We start from the raw sequence: 15,906 nt of genomic DNA on the forward strand, positions 1-15,906 counted from the left end.
CCCTAGCGCTCCTGCTGTGGGCCGCCAGTGGAGGACGCTGAGCTTCGGAATCCTCCGACTCCCTGCGGCGGACGTGCGGTGTGCCCCTTCACCGCACGCCCGCCGCAGGGCAGCAAGGGGGTGAGCGCGCGTCCCCTGCGCGCGAGGGAGTGTGCAGCACCCCCCTCCTGTGCGGTCTCCTCTGCAAGGGCGGGCCCATGCCCCAGCCAATCAAAAATGAAAGTGGCGCGACTCCCTCGGGGAAGCCGCGCCACCGTCTCTGTGTCACTCTGTGCTAGAAGCGTTTCAGGCCATCCGCTCCGACCCTGCCACTAATTCTGCCACTAATAATCCCGAACCAAGCGTTTTCAAGCGTTGCGAAGCGTCGCTTCTCAAATCTCTTCTCAACCTATCTGACCTGCGGAAATATTGTCTTTTGTAGCAGAGCGTTGCGAACTGTAAAAGCCCGAAAATTATTCCCACTCGATCGTGGCTGGCGGTTTAGGCGTGACGTCATACACCACGCGGTTCACACCATCGACCTCGTCCACGATGCGGCTGGAGATGCGCCCGATCACGTCGTAGGGAAGCTTTGCCCAGTCGGCGGTCATGGCGTCTGTGGACTCCACGGCACGCACGATGATGGGGCGACGGTACGTGCGCTCGTCGCCCATCACGCCAACGCTCCTGATGTCGGGAAGCACAGCAAAGTACTGCCAGCAGGCGTGCTCGGAATTGCGATCGCCCGTCTCCTCAAAGAGGCGCTGGTTGTAGGCGTCAAGCTCCTCTCGCACGATGGCATCGGCGTCCTTGAGGATGGCGAGCTTCTCGGGCGTCACCTCGCCAATGATGCGAATGGCAAGCCCTGGGCCCGGGAACGGCTGGCGCCACACCATCTTGGCGGGCAGCCCAAGCGCAATGCCCAGCTCGCGCACCTCGTCCTTGAAGAAGTGGTCGAGAGGCTCGATAAGGTCGAAGTGCACGCCCTCGGGGAACGGAATCAGGTTGTGGTGGCTCTTAATGGTTGCCGCCTTGCCGCCGGTCTTTCGTGCACCGGACTCAATGATGTCCGGGTAGATGGTGCCCTGCGCGAGCATCTCCACGTCCCCGATCTTCTGGGCCTCGTCGAAGAAGACCTTCCAGAACTCGGTGCCAATGAGCCGGCGCTTCTTCTCGGGATCGGTAACGCCGGCGAGCATCTTGGCGTAGCGCTCCTCGGCATGCACATGCACGAGCGGCATGTGGAACTGCTCGCGGAAGACCTCCTCGACCATCTCGGGCTCGCCCTTGCGGAGCATCCCATGGTTCACGAATACGCAGGTGAGCTGGTCGCCGATGGCGCGGTGCACCAACGCCGCGACCACGGAGGAGTCCACGCCGCCAGAGAGAGCGAGAATAACCTTGCGCGACCCAACCTGCTGGCGGATCTCCTCGACCTTCTGGTCGATGATGCCCTCCATGGTCCAGCTCTTCTCTAGGTGGCACACGCCAAACAGGAAGTTCTCCAGCATGCGCGTGCCGTACTCGGAGTGGCGCACCTCGGGGTGGAACTGCGTAGCGAAGAGACGACGGCGCGGGCACTCCATGACAGCCACGGGGCAGGTGTCCGTACGGCCGGTGACCATGAAGTCCTCGGGGGCACGGCTCACGGAGTCGCGGTGGCTCATCCACACCGTCTGGCCGCCCTCGGGTGTGCCGTCGAGAAGAACCGAGGAGCCAAGGCGCGTGAGCGTTGCCGGTCCGTACTCGCCCTTGTCGGTGTGCGCAACCTCGCCGCCAAGCTTGACGGCCATGATCTGCTCGCCATAGCAGAAGCCCAGGATGGGGATGCCCAGCTCAAAGACGCGCGCGTCCATGTCGGGCGCACCCTCGGCGTAGACCGAAGCGGGGCCGCCGGAGAGGATGATGGCAGAGGGGGCCATTGCGGCAAGCTCGTCCGCCGAGATGTCACAGGGGACAATCTCTGAGTAAACGTGCAGGTCACGAACCCTGCGAGCAATAAGTTGCCCGTACTGGGCCCCAAAGTCGAAGACCGCCACAAACTGCTTGGGCCTTGCCTCGGACATGCGCGTCTCCCATCCCCGGATGCTCCCGGACAAAATATGTATACGTTCTAGAGCATACTACCGAATGGCCACGTAAAGGACTCCCAAGGATTGAGGACACCGTATGTACGTCGGCTTTTTCTCCCCTCTTCATGGAGCGTTCACGCTCGTCACGTATGATGAATCGGTTATGGCGGTGCCCTTGAGTAGCGCCAGCATCGAGCAAGAACCACACAACGTCCGCCAGGACACGGTTAGGGGGCCCCGTGGCCGAGAGAAGAAGGCAGCACCGTCGCATGTCATCTGAGGAGCAGGACCGCCTCTCCGCAGAGCGCTACGGTACAGGTAGCAACCGTAGCAGCGTCGGCTCCGATGCGCGCCAGCTCCACAGCACGCCTCTTGTACAGGGCCGCCATGTCGATGCGAGCTCCTACTCCCATGCCAGCCACACCACAAATGACACCCCTGCCGTCCACTTGCGCGGCGGCGAGCTGGACGAGATGGACCACGCCGCATCCCGCGCGGACGGCGTTGGCTACTACGTCTCCAAGCGCAGGCAGGCAAAGCGCAGCCATCGCGTGCTCAAGGTCGTGGTGATTTCGCTTGTCGCCGTTCTTGCCGCGGCGGGTGCAGCCTTTGCTTGGTATATCGACAACATCAACAGCAAGCTCTCCAAGGGCATCGACTCGAGCCTCCTCAACCAGCTTGTTGCCCCCACCAAGACGGACGACCCTTTCTACATGCTGCTCCTTGGCGTTGATCAGGATGAGGAACGCACGGAGGAGTGGGGAGCAGACCAGTCCAACTATCGCACGGACTCCATCATCCTCGTGCGCGTTGACCCGCCCAACAAGAAGGTCACGCTCATCTCGATTCCCCGAGACACCATGGTCGATATGGGTGAGCACGGAACGCAGAAGATTAACGCTGCATACTCGTTTGGCGGCGCCTCCTACATGGTCGAACAGGTCTCCAAGCTCGCGGGCGTGAACATCTCGCACTACGCCGAACTCAACTTTGAGCAGTTCACCTCGATTGTCGATACCCTTGGCGGTGTGGAGGTTACCCTGCCCGTTGCCGTGTCCGACATGGATTACGCTGGCATCGACCTGCCCGCCGGCACGCAGACGCTCAACGGCGAGCAAGCCCTTGGCCTCTGCCGCAGCCGCCACGCCTATGACGCCTACGGCGGCGGTGACTTCTACCGCTCCGCCAACCAGCGCATGGTCATCGCGGCAATCATCCGCAAGGTCCTCGAGAGCGACGCGTCCGAATGGCCGAGCCTCATCTCCAAGCTCGCGGACAGCGTTACCACCGACCTCTCGGCGACGGACATCCTCTCGCTGGCCAATCAGTTCAAGGACCTGGACACCGAGAACGACATCTACTCCGGCTCGGTGCCCACCACGTCGCAGTACATCAACAACCTCTGGTACGAGGTCGTGGACGAGGACGCCTGGAAGACCATGATGGAGCGCACCGACGCGGGCGAGCCGCCCTACTCGGACTCCTCGCAGGACTTTACCTCTGGCGTGGCAGGCTCCGTAAGCACAAGCGCGGATGACTCCGGCTCCCCGGACACCTCAAGCACCAGCTCCGACCCCGTCTATTCTGGTTCCGTCCTAGTGCTCAATGGCACCGCGACCCAGGGCATTGCCTCCAATGCCGCCAACGCCCTCACTGCGGCGGGCTTCTCTGCCATCGCCGGAAACGCAGACTCAACGAGCCACACGGCCACGACCATCGTGTACAACACCAGCCAGACCACTTCTGCGTTGGGGGAGGCAAAGGGCGTTGCCGAGAAGCTCGGACTCTCCGTGACCCCCACAGAGAACCCCGGGACCTACTCCGACAACTACGACGTGGTGGTTATTCTCGGCACCGACTACAAGGGGAAATAGCCGAATCGTCTCCATCGCCCTCGTCCCTCTCGTCCAGGGCCTTGCTCCTTCGTTCTTTATCGGAATCTGAGAAATCAAGTTCCCGTCAACTGCGAAAACGTTGGGCCCGTTTCTCAGAAACCGCTAAAGAACGAGGGGAGGGTGAGAGACGAGAGGGCGGAGGCTACACGTTGAAGCGGAAGACCATCACGTCGCCGTCCTGGACCACGTAGTCCTTGCCCTCCATGCGCAGGCGGCCGGCATCACGCGCACCAGCCTCGCCGCCCAGCTTTACGTAGTCCTCATAGCTGATCGTCTCGGCCTTGATGAAGCCCTTCTCGAAGTCGGAGTGAATGACGCCGGCAGCCTCCGGGGCCTTGGCGCCAATGCGCACCGTCCAGGCGCGAACCTCCTTGGGACCCGCGGTGAAGAAGCTCTGGAGGCCCAGCAGGTGGTACGCCGCACGGGCCAGCGTCTCGAGGCCAGAGCGCTCGAGGCCCATGGACGCCAGATACTCGGCGGCCTCATCCGGGTCGAGGTCTGCCAGCTCCGCCTCAACCTCGGCGCAGATGGGAATGGCGTCCTGGCCGTTGATCTGGGGCTTCTCGCCCAGCTGGTCCTCGTCGCAGTTGGCCACGTAGAGAATGGGCTTCATGGTGAGCAGGAAGAGGTCATGAGCAGCAGCGCGCTCGTCGTCGGTCATGTCCATCTCCGCCGCGCGGTGCCCCTCGTTGAGCCACGCCTGCAGACGCTTGGCCACCTCGAGGCGAGGCGCCATCTCTTTGTCACGCTTGGCCTCCTTCTCCAGCTTGGGGATGGAGCGCTCGAGCGAGCCCAGGTCTGCGAGGACAAGCTCGGTCTGGATGGTGTCAACGTCTGCCGCAGGGTCGACAAACGCGCCGGTACGGCCCGTCTCGCGCATGACGTTGGGGTCCTTGAAGTAGCGCACGACCTCACAGATAGCATCGCAGTTGCGGATGTTCGCCAGGAACTGGTTGCCAAGGCCCTCGCCCTCGTTGGCGCCCTTCACCAGGCCAGCAATGTCAACGAACTCGACCGTGGCGGGCACGATCTTTGCGGGGTGCACCATCTCGGCGAGCTTGTTGAGGCGCTCGTCGGGGACGTCGACCACGCCCACGTTGGGGTCGATGGTAGCGAAGGGGTAGTTTGCCGCAAGCCCGCCCTTGCGGGTAAGCGCGGTGAACAGGGTCGACTTGCCCACATTGGGAAGTCCCACGATGCCGATGGAAAGTGACACGGTGTCTCTCCTTCTTGGCCTTGGCCTCTTGCCAGTGGCCTCTTGCTACTTCTTGCTATCGTCCAGCTTCTCAAGGGTGTCAGCCGCCTTGGAGAGCTGCTTCTTGCCCTGCTCCATGAGTCGCTGGGCCTCCGCCTTGGCCTTTGCCTTCTGACGCGCGATCTCCTCGGCGTTCTTGTCAGGAACGACCAGCTCGCTGGCATTCTGTGGCCGCATGGAGAGCGCGCCCTCGGGGCATGCTTTCACGCAGGCGGCGCAGTTCACACAGTACGCGGCCATGGTGTGCACGTGGCCGTTATCGTCGAGGTCGAGGGCATGCGTCACGCACACCTTGGCACAGTCACCGCAGGACGTGCAGAGGTCCGGGTCAACCACGGGCACGTCCAGGCTGATGTCTGTTGCCAGCTCCTGGTCGTGCTGGAGGCCGCCCATCATGAGCTTGCGATTCTGCGTGAGGATGCGCTGGCGGTTCTGGTTGGTCTTTGCCCCCACCGCGTTCTCCAGCTGACGCTGCAGGTCGTTCAGGCGGTTGGCGTGATCGGTTATCTTCTTGGCAACCGCCTGGGCGCCGGCGAGCTTGGGGCTCGAACGCGTCACGAGGTTCTCGGTTGCATGGATGGCGGAGCTCACAAACTGGCTGCGGCGGTACTCGCGCGTGAACTCGTGCGTAAGGTTGTCCCTGTCGACCTCAAGGCCAACCGCGGACTTGGCCCACTCCTCCGCCGTTCCGATGGCCTCGGTGTAGAAGTCCTCGCCCGTGGTGGTGCGGCAGCGGTCGCAGATGCCAAGCGGCAGGAAAACAGACACGTTGGTGTAGTCAACGAGGATAGAGAACCACAGGTCGCGCGAGACCATGCCCACGCACGGGAGGAGAATCTCGTTGGGCTTGGGGAGGCGCTTCAGGGCACGGGTGCACGTGACGTAGCACTGCTCGTACGCTGAGGCCGCGCGGGCGATGTTGTCGTAGAGCTGTTTGGCCATGTGGCGACGCGTGTTGAAGACCTCAGTGGGACACGCGGCCTGGCAGAGGCCGCACTTGCGGCAGGAGTCCGTGATTGTCACAGACTTGTTGTGGATGTCAATCGAGTTGGTGGGGCACACGTCCAGGCAGACGGAGCACACGTCATCCCGCTCCGCAGCAGTGCGCAGGCAGCGGCTGGAGTTGCACCAGGGCTTCTCCTTGTAGTCCGCCGGGTCGAAGACCTTGCGCTGGCTTGGGTCCTGGGCAAGCGAGTCCGCGATGCCCGCAAGCGGGTTCTGAACTGCCTGCCAGTTATCCTGGATGTCGATGATGTCGTCGAGAATGTCACGCTTCTGTGGCATCGCCTCTCCCCTCTTCTCGGCGGGGTGACCGCACGCAGCTCCCCCGCGGTGCGTGTGCCTGCACACGCAACCGTTACATTGTACCGTCCGCCGGCGAGAAGCCCAGCCACAGGCGAGAAGCGCACAAGGAAGAGACCGGGGGCCGGGACGGGGTGTCCCGCTTCCGTTGGACAAGGCCGCTGCAGGAGCTGGTTGGACGCTGCATGAGCTGTTGGGATGCCGTGCGAGCTGTTGAGAAGAGAATCGACATTTCTGTTCGTTCCGGGGACCCAAAACGTCGGATTTCTTCTCAGCAGGCCACCAGAGGCAACGTGCGCAGCCCACCAGCCTGCCACGAAAAAGGGCCCCGGGTGCCACATGGCACTCGGGGCCCTGAGGTTCACTCGGTCGAGTCGCGTAACCGAGGAGCAGTACGTGAGGCTACCAGCCCTTAGTACATGCCGCCACCCTGGCCGCCAGCAGCGGCTGCCTTGGAGATGGCCTCCTCGATGGTGGTGTCCTTGGGCTCATCGGAGACAGTGGCCTCGGTGATGAGGATGAGGGACGCCACGGAAGCGGCGTTCTGGAGCGTGGTACGGGTGACCTTGACGGGGTCGAGGACGCCCATCTCGATCATGTCGCCGTACTTGCCGGTTGCGGAGTCGAGACCCTGGCCCTTGGGCAGGCCCTTGATCTTCTCGACCACAACGGAGCCCTCGTAGCCAGCGTTGCTTGCGATGGTCTTCACAGGGGCCTCGAGCGCCTTACGGATGATGTCGACACCGATCTTCTCGTCAGAATCGGAGGTCTCGACGGAGTCGAGCGCGGGAGCAGCAGCCAGGAATGCCACGCCGCCGCCGGCGACAATGCCCTCCTCGACGGCCGCACGGGTGGCCTGCAGGGCGTCCTCGATGCGGTGCTTGATCTCCTTGAGCTCGACCTCGGTAGCAGCACCAACCTTGATGACCGCGACACCGCCGGAGAGCTTGGCCAGACGCTCCTGGAGCTTCTCCTTGTCGAAGTCGGAGGTGGTGTTCTCGATCTCGTTCTTGATCTGGGAGACGCGCTCCTCGATGGCATCCTTGGAGCCGGCGCCGCCAACGATGGTGGTGTTGTCCTTGGTGATCTTGACGGACTTGGCGCGGCCGAGCATCTCGGCGGTGACGTCGGTGAGCTGGACGCCAAGCTCCTTCATGGCAACCTGGCCACCGGTGAGGATAGCGATGTCCTCGAGCATGCGCTTACGACGGTCGCCGTAGCCAGGGGCCTTCACGGCGGCGATGTTCAGCGTGCCGCGTAGCTTGTTGAGAATCAGCGTAGCCAGAGCCTCGCCGTCCACGTCCTCGGCAATGATGAGCAGCGGCGCGCCCTGCTTGGAGACGGCCTCGAGGATGGGCAGAATGTCCTGGATGTTGGAGATCTTCTGATCGGTCATCAGGATGTAGGGGTTGTCCAGCTCCGCCGTCATGGTGTCGTTGTTGGTGGCAAAGTACGGGGAGATGTAGCCCTTGTCGAACTGCATGCCCTCGACGGTGTCGATGTCGATGCCGAAGGTCTGGGACTCGTCGACGGTGATGACGCCGTCCTTTCCCACGACCTCCATGGCGTCAGAGATCTTCTCGCCAATCTCGGGGTCGCCGGCGGAGATGGTGCCCACGGAGGCAATCTGCTGCTTGGTCGAGATCTCCATTGCGGAGTCCTTCATCTCGGCCACGACGGCGTCGACGGCCTTGTCGATGCCGCGACGGATAGCGATGGGATTGGCGCCAGCGGCGACGTTGCGGAGGCCCTCGTTGACAATGACCTGCGCGAGCAGCGTAGCGGTGGTGGTGCCGTCACCCACGGTGTCGTTGGTCTTGGTGGCGACCTCCTTCACCAGCTGGGCACCCATGTTCTCGATGGGGTCCTTGAGCTCGATCTCCTTGGCGACGGAGACACCATCATTGGTGATGGTGGGGGCGCCGTAGGAGCGCTGCAGGGCGACGTAGCGGCCCTTGGGGCCGAGCGTGGTGGTGACGGCGTCAGCGAGGGTGTTCACACCCTTGGCCAGCTTGGCGCGGGCGTCGGTGCCAAAAACAATGTCCTTAGCCATGTTGTGCTTTCCCTTCCAGAGAAACCCAAGTGGGTTGTTTACCAGCTAGCGAGCAGCTCGCGCGAGCTACTCCTCGATGATGGCGTAGATGTCGTCCGCGCGGAGGAGCAGGAAGTCCTCGCCGTCGACCTTGACCTCGTTGCCACCGAACTTGCCGTAGAACACCTCGTCGCCGGCCTTGACGTCAACGGGGATGCGGTTGCCGTCCTGATCGCGCTTGCCCTCGCCCACGGCGACGACCTTGCCGCGCTGCGGCTTCTCCTGGGCTCCCGAGGAGATGTACAGACCAGAAGAGGTCTTCTCCTCCTTGGGTGCGGGCTTGACGAGGACGCGGTCTCCCAGCGGCTTAAGAGTCATAACCAAGAACCTCCTTTTAGGGCGCCGTGTGGCGCTTGAACCTGTGACGACGGGCGCGTGGCCGCGCCATCCAATCCAACGCTCAACTATGTACCCATCCGATTGGGGTTATACCGTCGAGATTAGAAAAATCTTACGAATAGGACTTAGATTTTCTAACTGGTGAGGGACTAGGGGCGTGGCGGGTGGGACTCTCGCGGGCATCTCCCGCCCGCAATAAATCACCGCAGCTCGCGGCATTAAGCTTGCTCGCAATGCGTACAATGGGATGCATGTCAGGCGCCGAGGAAACGGGGATTGCATGCGGGAGCTCGAGGAGAGAATCAAGCAGGAAGGCATCGTCCGCGAGGGCAACGTGCTCAAGGTGGACAGCTTTCTCAATCACCAGTGTGATGTCGCGCTGTACGCCGACATGGGTGACGAATGGGCGCGGCGCTTTGCCGACCGGCCTGTTGACAAGATTCTGACCATCGAGGCCTCCGGCATCGGCATTGCCTGCGTAGCAGCCACGCGCTTCAACAACGCACCCGTGGTCTTCGCGCGCAAGTCGCAGTCGATTAACCTCGATGGCGAGCAGTACGTGGCCCGCGTGCACAGCTACACCCACGGCAACGACAACACGGTCATCGTGGCCAAGCGCTTCCTCAACAAGGGCGAACATGTCCTTATCATCGACGACTTCCTGGCCAACGGATGCGCGCTCGACGGCCTCATCGAGATCTGCGAGCAGGCCGGCGCCATTGTCGAGGGCATTGGCATCGCCGTCGAGAAGGGCTTCCAGCCTGGCGGCAAGCGCCTGCGCGAGAAGGGCTTTGATGTGGAGTCGCTCGCCATCGTGAAGTCCATGGACGCAAAGACCGGCGAGATTGAGTTCGAGTAGCCGACCAACCCGGGCGACACCTCAAATCGAGCCGCACAAGCAAGGGGCCCGCAGCGTTGCGGACCCTTTTCATCTACAGATTTTACAGATCTTCCAGTTCGTGCAGCCAGAGCGTGGCGCAGGCGTCGGACGGCATGCGCAGGTCCCCCCTGGGCGAGACGGCCGCCGAGCCAACCTTTGGCCCGTCCGGCAGGCAGCTGCGCTTGAACTGCTGGGCAAAGTAGCGCCGGTAGAAGGTCTTCTCCCACTTGAGAATCGTTGCGTCGTCGTACGTGTCGCCAAGTGCGTAGCGCGCCAGCCGGTATGCCTTGCGCGGCGGCGTACCGCGGCGCAGGACCTCGTACAGGAAGAAGTCGTGCAGCTCGTAGGGGCCAACAAGGTCCTCGGTGCGCTGGGCGATGGTACCGTCCTTCTCGGCAGGCAATAGCTCTGGCGAGACGGGCGTGTCCAGAACGTCGTAGAGGACTTCGGCCTCCTCGTCGTTTCCGCAGGTGTCAGCCACATAGCGCACAAGGTGCCGCACAAGGGTCTTGGGAACGCTCGCGTTGACGGCATACATCGACATGTGATCGCCGTTGTACGTTGCCCAGCCAAGCGCCAGCTCGGAGAGGTCGCCGGTGCCCACCACCAGGCCGCCCTCCTGGTTGGCGATGTCCATGAGCACCTGCGTGCGCTCGCGGGCCTGGCTGTTCTCGTACGTGACATCATGGACGGATTCGTTGTGGCCAATGTCCGAGAAGTGCTGGCGCACGGCGTCCGAGATGTTGACCTCACGCAAGTCGCAGCCGAGGGCGTCGGCCAGCGCAGTCGCGTTGCCGTGCGTGCGCCCGGTGGTGCCAAACCCGGGCATGGTCACGGCAATGATGCCAATGCGGTCCAGGTCAAGCAGGTCAAACGCGCGGGCGCACACAAGAAGCGCCAACGTGGAGTCAAGCCCGCCCGAGACGCCGATCACCACGTGGCTCGAGCGCGTGTGCGCAAGGCGCTTGGCCAGGCCGCGGGCCTGGATGCTCAGGACATCCTCGCACCTCTCGGCACGGCGATCCGCATCGGAGGGAACAAACGGGTGCGGGTCGACAAAGCGCGTGAGCGTAGTGGCACTGGGCATGAGCGAGAAGTGCGTGACCGTATAGCCCATCGCCTCGGGCGCCGGAGCGGTGACAAAGGTGGACATGCGGCGGCGCTCCTCGCAGAGAAAGGCTACGTCGACCTCGCTTGTTGCGGCGCCGGTGCCAAAGGGCTCCGCCTCCGCGAGCATGCGACCGTTCTCGGCAATCATGTCGTGGCCGCCAAAGACCAGGTCCTGCGTGGATTCGCCCGCACCCGCCGATGCGTACACGTATCCGCAGATGAGACGTGCCGACTGCCCCGTGACGAGGCTGCGACGGTAGTCAGCCTTGCCCACAATGGCGTTAGAGGCCGAGAGGTTGCAGATAAGCGTGGCCCCCGCCAGCGCGTGATCGGTCGAGGGTGGGTTTGGAATCCAGAGGTCCTCGCAGATCTCGGCGGCCACCACCAGCTGCGGAAGCTCGTTGCAAGCGAAGAGCTGGCGGGTACCGAAGGGCACGCCCGAGAAGCCAGCAAAGTCCACGGGCACGCAGTCCTTGGGCCCCACCGAGAAGTGGCGAGACTCGTAGAACTCGTTGTAGGTGGGGATAGCCCGCTTGGGAACGATGCCCAGCACGCATCCGTGGGCAAGGGCTATCGCGCAGTTGTAGAGCTTGGCGTTGGTGCGGACTGGCGCGCCGAGAAGCACCAGTGCATCGATGTGGGAGGTCCGCTGGGCGATTATCCCCACTGCCTTCTCGGCAGCGTCAAGAAGCGCGTCTTGCCAGAAGAGGTCCTCGCAGGTATACGCCGTCACACAGAGTTCCGGCAGCACGATGACGCGCGCGCCCTCCTCGATGGCCGCATCGATCTGCCGCAGGCAGGAGGCCATGTTGTACTCCACGTCCGCAACACGGACCTCGGGCGTCCTTGCCGCAACCTTCACGAATCCGTCCTGCATCTTTCCTCCCCGTGAGACAAAGGGACAGTCCCTTTGTCTCATTGCCTACCGGCCGGCACGCGCAACGATGTTCCTTCCAATGCCGGTGAGTCGCTCGATTTGGCGAATGGACAAACCGGCTGTCTTGAGCTCTAAGAGTACCGCATCGCGCCGCCCACGCTCGACTGACTTCAAGAGGCTCGGCGGCAAATTGTCCAGGATTCCGGCGAGAACCTCCGCTGCGGTGTCATCAGGTATACGGGGTCGCAGATTTGGCTGATAGCCGTCACCCACGGTTTCGTCGAGTGAGAAGTTTGCGAACTCGTCCACCCCGCCTAGCATTCCCAACAGCACGCGCGTGTCCGCAAACCTTTGGCCCCAAAGCGACTCCCCCAGATACTCGTGGTAGCTGCTCCACCGATACGACGCTGCCGAGGCAATCCCCGCCTTGGCCGGGTTGTTGTGGATGTAACGCATCGCTTCGAGCAGATAGGAGTCCCCCTCTATGGGGAAGCTGCGAAACCGCTGCTGGAATACGTGCCCGATATGGCCCGACCTAGTGTTGTATTGGAGCGCATATGTTGTGGCGACCTTCTGCATGGCGCTGCTCAGCACATCGCGGGCGTCCTCCACCAGCAGGTGCACGTGGTTGTCCATCAGGCACCACGCCAGAAGTGTGATGTCACATTCGAGAAAGGAGCCCCTCAACAACTTGAGAAACCCCAGGCGGTCGGCATCGCACTCAAACAGGATTTGCCGCCCGTTCCCCTTAAGAATCACGTGATAAAAGCCCGACTCCGACCGTACACGAGCCGCCCTTGCCATATTCGGCCTCCCGTCACCGCAATTTGTTGGTGTGACGGGTATATGCCTTGAGCGAGGCCGCCCGGAGCCTATTCGGCGAGCGCAAAACTATTTTTGACAGCAATCCGCAAGGCTCTGGAAAGATGTCGATGAGACAAAGGGACTGTCCCTTTGTCTCATAGGTACCGGGCGAGGAACTCGCGGGTGCGGGGCTTCTCGGGATTGGTGAAGATCTTCTCGGGGCTGCCCTTCTCGGCAATAACGCCCTTGTCCATGAACACGACCTCGTCGGAGACGCTGCGCGCGAACGCCATCTCGTGCGTCACCACGACCATGGTCATGCCCTGCGAGGCCAGACGGCGCATGACCTCGAGGACCTCGCCGGAGATCTCGGGATCGAGGGCCGAGGTAGGCTCGTCGAAGAGCATGAGGTCGGGCTTCATGCAGAGCGCGCGAGCGATTGCCACGCGCTGCTTCTGCCCGCCAGAGAGCGTGTTGACGTCGGCGCCGGCAAAGTCCGCAAGGCCCACGGAGTCGAGGTTGGCCAGCGCGACCTTCTCGGCCTGCCCCTTGGTCATCTTCTTGAGCGTCACCGGCGCAAGTGTGCAGTTGTCCAGCACGTTCATGTTGTTGAACAGGTTGAAGCCCTGGAAGACCATGCCGATCTTCTCGCGCAGGGCGTTGATGTCCACGTGCTCGGCAGCAAGGTCCTTGCCGTGGAACCACACATGGCCGGCGTCCGGCGTCTCGAGCAGGTTGATGCAGCGCAGAAGCGTCGACTTGCCAGATCCAGAAGCGCCGATGATGGTCACCACCTGGCCGGGCATCACAGTGAGGTTAATGCCTCGAAGGACCACGTTGTTACCAAAGGACTTCTGCAGCCCCTCGACGCGGACCACGGCCTCCTGGGGATTGGCGGCGTCCGCAACGGCGGCACCCACGGTCTTCTCGTCTGCCATGCTACTTCTCGCCTCCTGCCTTCATCTGGTTGGATACGCCCAGCACGGGCTCGGTCTTTGCGTCGAGCCGCTTGGCAAGCTTGCCCAGAAGCCACGACGCCGTTGCCGTCATGATGAGGTAGAAGACTGCAATGACGAGATAGGCGTTCAGCTGCTTGTAGTAGATGCCCGCGATGGTCGAGGCGGCAAACGCCAGGTCAAACACGCCAATAACCGAGAGGACCGAGGAGTCCTTGATGTTGATGACCAGCTCGTTGGAGAGGCCGGGGATGGCGTAGCGGATGCCCTGCGGGAAGACGACCTTGGCCATGGCCTGCCACTGCGAGAGGCCAAGCGACCGCGCCGCCTCCATCTGGCCCTTGTCCACCGACTCGATGCCGCCGCGCAGGACCTCCATCATGTACGCGGTGGAGTTGAGCGAGATGACCACCAGGCCGGCGATGAAGCGCGACCACACGGCGTTGATCTCGGTCACAGACATGCCCGAGCCGCTGAACAGGCCAAACCCGGCGTAGTAGATGATGACGCCCTGGACCAGCATGGGCGTGCCGCGAACCACGGTGCTGTAGACCTTGGCGAATCCCACGCCGACCTTCTTCCAGAAGCGAACGAAGTCGTTGTCGGGACGGTCGATGCGCTGGATGCGCACAAAGACAAGAAGCATTGCCAGCACAAAGGCGATGGCCGTGCCAAAGACGGCCAGCTCGATGGTCGTGATGATGCCCTGCAGGTACGTGGCGTAGCCCTGCTGGAACATGTAGAGGATCTGCGTGAGCATGTCATCCTGCGGCATCCCAGAGGAAGCCGCGGCGGCCGTCCATGCGCTCGCGAAGCCCATGACCGCGCGGTCCACAAAGAGCACGATGGCGAGCGCCCAGATGACGTAGGACCCCAGACGCAGCGCCCGACGTGCGCCGGGCTTCACGAAAGGCGCCACCTGGCCATACGTATTCCAGTGCGTGAGCTTGAAGACAAGCGCCACCGCCGAGAGCGCCAGCCACGCGACAAGCACGTAGTACATCACGACCTCGACCGTAAAGGCATGGGCGAGGAAGCTCAGCGCCGGACGCGGCTGGCTGGAGAGCCACATCCCCACAAACGCGACGGCGGAGGTGCCGAGAAGGACGTAGCGATGATCTTGACACAGCCACGCCGCAAAGCGGGCACGCCTGGTCGTCGCCGGAATTGATGGTGCATCTGACATGTTCTTGCTTCTCCCTGCTGTGTGCAACGCGCGCTATGCGGGCTGGCGGTCCATGCAGTCATCCCACATGCTCTGGCGCTCGTCCGCCGAGATGCCGTCGATGACCTCGTTGATCTTGGCGAGAACCGCGTCCTGGCCCTTGGCGATGGCGGCATTGTCGGGGTTGGAGGCGTCCGTGAAGCCTTCGCCATCGGCAAGGTCGACCTTCTTGAGCGTGGGATAGTCCTTCAGCAGGCGCGGAAGCGAGAGGGACGAGAAGGTAATGGCATCGCAGGTGCCGTTCATAAGACCGTCGACCACCAGCGGCACCGTAGCGACCGGCGTGAGGTGGTTGACGTTGGGGATCTGGTCGATGAGGTCGTCGTAGAAGGTGTCCTTCTGGCCAAGGACCGAGGCGCCCGAGAAGTCAGAGAGCTTGGTGGCATCAGCGTAGGGCGAGTCCTGCTTGACGACCATAATGACCTCGTCGTCGATGTAGGAGTCCGAGAAGTCCGCGGACTGGGCACGCTCGTCCGTCACGGACATGCCGGCGCAGATGATGTCGATCTGGCCGTTGACCAGCGAGTCTACCAGGCTGCCAAACTCCATCTTCACCGCGACGGGCTCCATGCCCAGGGCGTCGGCGATCTTCTTGGCCACCTGCACGTCATAGCCATCGGCATAGGCGCCGTCGACGTTCTCGATGGGGATGGTGGTGTCGCTGGCAGAGGACTCCTGCCAGTTGTAGGGGGCATAGGCGGCCTCCATGCCCACGCGCAGGGTCTTGCCGTCGCCCAACTTGAGGGAGTCAGACGAGGAGGTATCGCTGCTGGAGGAGGTGGTTGTGGTGGAGCTTGCGGATGCGTCGCTCGACTGGGCCGCAGGGCCGCATGCCGTAAGGACCGTCATCCCTCCAACGGTGAGGGCCGTGATGCCCGAGGCCCTGAGAAAGTCTCGACGAGAAAATGAGCCAGACGCGTGCTGGATGGGATGCTTCTTCATGATGGTCCTCCCTGGACGATCCCCGCTGTTCCCCTTTCGCGCGACGCAACCGGAGGGGACCCATTCCCCTCCCCCTTGCAAGCGAGACGCGCCAACGCGGCCCGATGCGAGAAAGTTACGCGCACACGGCAACGATACTCCTCTGGTCGCGACGTGCCCCGATGGTCACAGTGAGGTA

At 62.7% G+C, this 15,906-nt stretch carries 12 protein-coding genes; 2 read left to right on the plus strand and 10 right to left on the minus strand.

The annotated features are described in order from the left end of the window. Window positions 1-452 precede the first annotated feature (452 nt). Window positions 453-2,045 (minus strand): glutamine-hydrolyzing GMP synthase, encoded by a 1,593-nt coding sequence (gene guaA / locus AUL39_RS10360; RefSeq protein ID WP_059055995.1) that lies wholly within the window; start codon window positions 2,043-2,045, stop codon window positions 453-455. Between the two features lie 245 nt (window positions 2,046-2,290). Between guaA and AUL39_RS10370 the strand changes: the two genes are divergently transcribed. Then, window positions 2,291-3,925 carry an LCP family protein gene (locus AUL39_RS10370; protein ID WP_235810849.1) on the plus strand — a complete coding sequence of 545 codons (1,635 nt, stop codon included), beginning with the start codon at window positions 2,291-2,293 and terminating at the stop codon, window positions 3,923-3,925. A gap of 163 nt (window positions 3,926-4,088) precedes the next feature. Here AUL39_RS10370 and ychF read toward each other — a convergent pair whose 3' ends face one another. From ychF to groES, 4 genes are all read right to left on the minus strand, one after another. Continuing rightward, window positions 4,089-5,162, minus strand: a complete 1,074-nt coding sequence (gene ychF, locus AUL39_RS10375) for a redox-regulated ATPase YchF (RefSeq protein ID WP_059056001.1) — start codon at window positions 5,160-5,162, stop codon at window positions 4,089-4,091. Between the two features lie 45 nt (window positions 5,163-5,207). Next, entirely contained in the window at window positions 5,208-6,485 is a 1,278-nt protein-coding gene (locus AUL39_RS10380; protein WP_059056003.1) for a 4Fe-4S binding protein, read from the minus strand. 430 nt (window positions 6,486-6,915) lie between these two features. After that, the gene (gene groL / locus AUL39_RS10385; RefSeq protein ID WP_059056005.1) at window positions 6,916-8,556 is read right to left on the minus strand and encodes a chaperonin GroEL; all 1,641 of its coding nucleotides are present in this window, start codon (window positions 8,554-8,556) and stop codon (window positions 6,916-6,918) included. 66 nt (window positions 8,557-8,622) lie between these two features. Beyond that, window positions 8,623-8,913, minus strand: a complete 291-nt coding sequence (gene groES / locus AUL39_RS10390; protein WP_032111278.1) for a co-chaperone GroES — start codon at window positions 8,911-8,913, stop codon at window positions 8,623-8,625. A 301-nt stretch (window positions 8,914-9,214) separates the two neighbouring features. Between groES and AUL39_RS10395 the strand changes: the two genes are divergently transcribed. Next, window positions 9,215-9,793 (plus strand): xanthine phosphoribosyltransferase, encoded by a 579-nt coding sequence (locus AUL39_RS10395; protein WP_059056007.1) that lies wholly within the window; start codon window positions 9,215-9,217, stop codon window positions 9,791-9,793. Window positions 9,794-9,875: 82 nt separating this feature from the next. Here AUL39_RS10395 and AUL39_RS10400 read toward each other — a convergent pair whose 3' ends face one another. From AUL39_RS10400 to AUL39_RS10420, 5 genes are all read right to left on the minus strand, one after another. Further along, the gene (locus AUL39_RS10400) at window positions 9,876-11,801 is read right to left on the minus strand and encodes an NAD(+) synthase (protein WP_059056010.1); all 1,926 of its coding nucleotides are present in this window, start codon (window positions 11,799-11,801) and stop codon (window positions 9,876-9,878) included. A gap of 45 nt (window positions 11,802-11,846) precedes the next feature. Next, entirely contained in the window at window positions 11,847-12,605 is a 759-nt protein-coding gene (locus AUL39_RS10405) for a transposase (protein ID WP_059056013.1), read from the minus strand. Window positions 12,606-12,760: 155 nt separating this feature from the next. Further along, window positions 12,761-13,543: an amino acid ABC transporter ATP-binding protein gene (locus AUL39_RS10410; protein ID WP_328586097.1), complete on the minus strand. Its 783-nt coding sequence runs from the start codon at window positions 13,541-13,543 to the stop codon at window positions 12,761-12,763. Window position 13,544: 1 nt separating this feature from the next. Next, window positions 13,545-14,747, minus strand: a complete 1,203-nt coding sequence (locus AUL39_RS10415; protein ID WP_082667388.1) for an amino acid ABC transporter permease — start codon at window positions 14,745-14,747, stop codon at window positions 13,545-13,547. Window positions 14,748-14,780: 33 nt separating this feature from the next. Then, complete coding sequence (locus tag AUL39_RS10420) at window positions 14,781-15,728, minus strand: transporter substrate-binding domain-containing protein (RefSeq protein WP_235810850.1); 948 nt, start codon at window positions 15,726-15,728, stop codon at window positions 14,781-14,783. Window positions 15,729-15,906 lie beyond the last annotated feature (178 nt).

This window comes from Tractidigestivibacter scatoligenes, assembly GCF_001494635.1.
GTDB classification, from domain to species: domain Bacteria; phylum Actinomycetota; class Coriobacteriia; order Coriobacteriales; family Atopobiaceae; genus Tractidigestivibacter; species Tractidigestivibacter scatoligenes.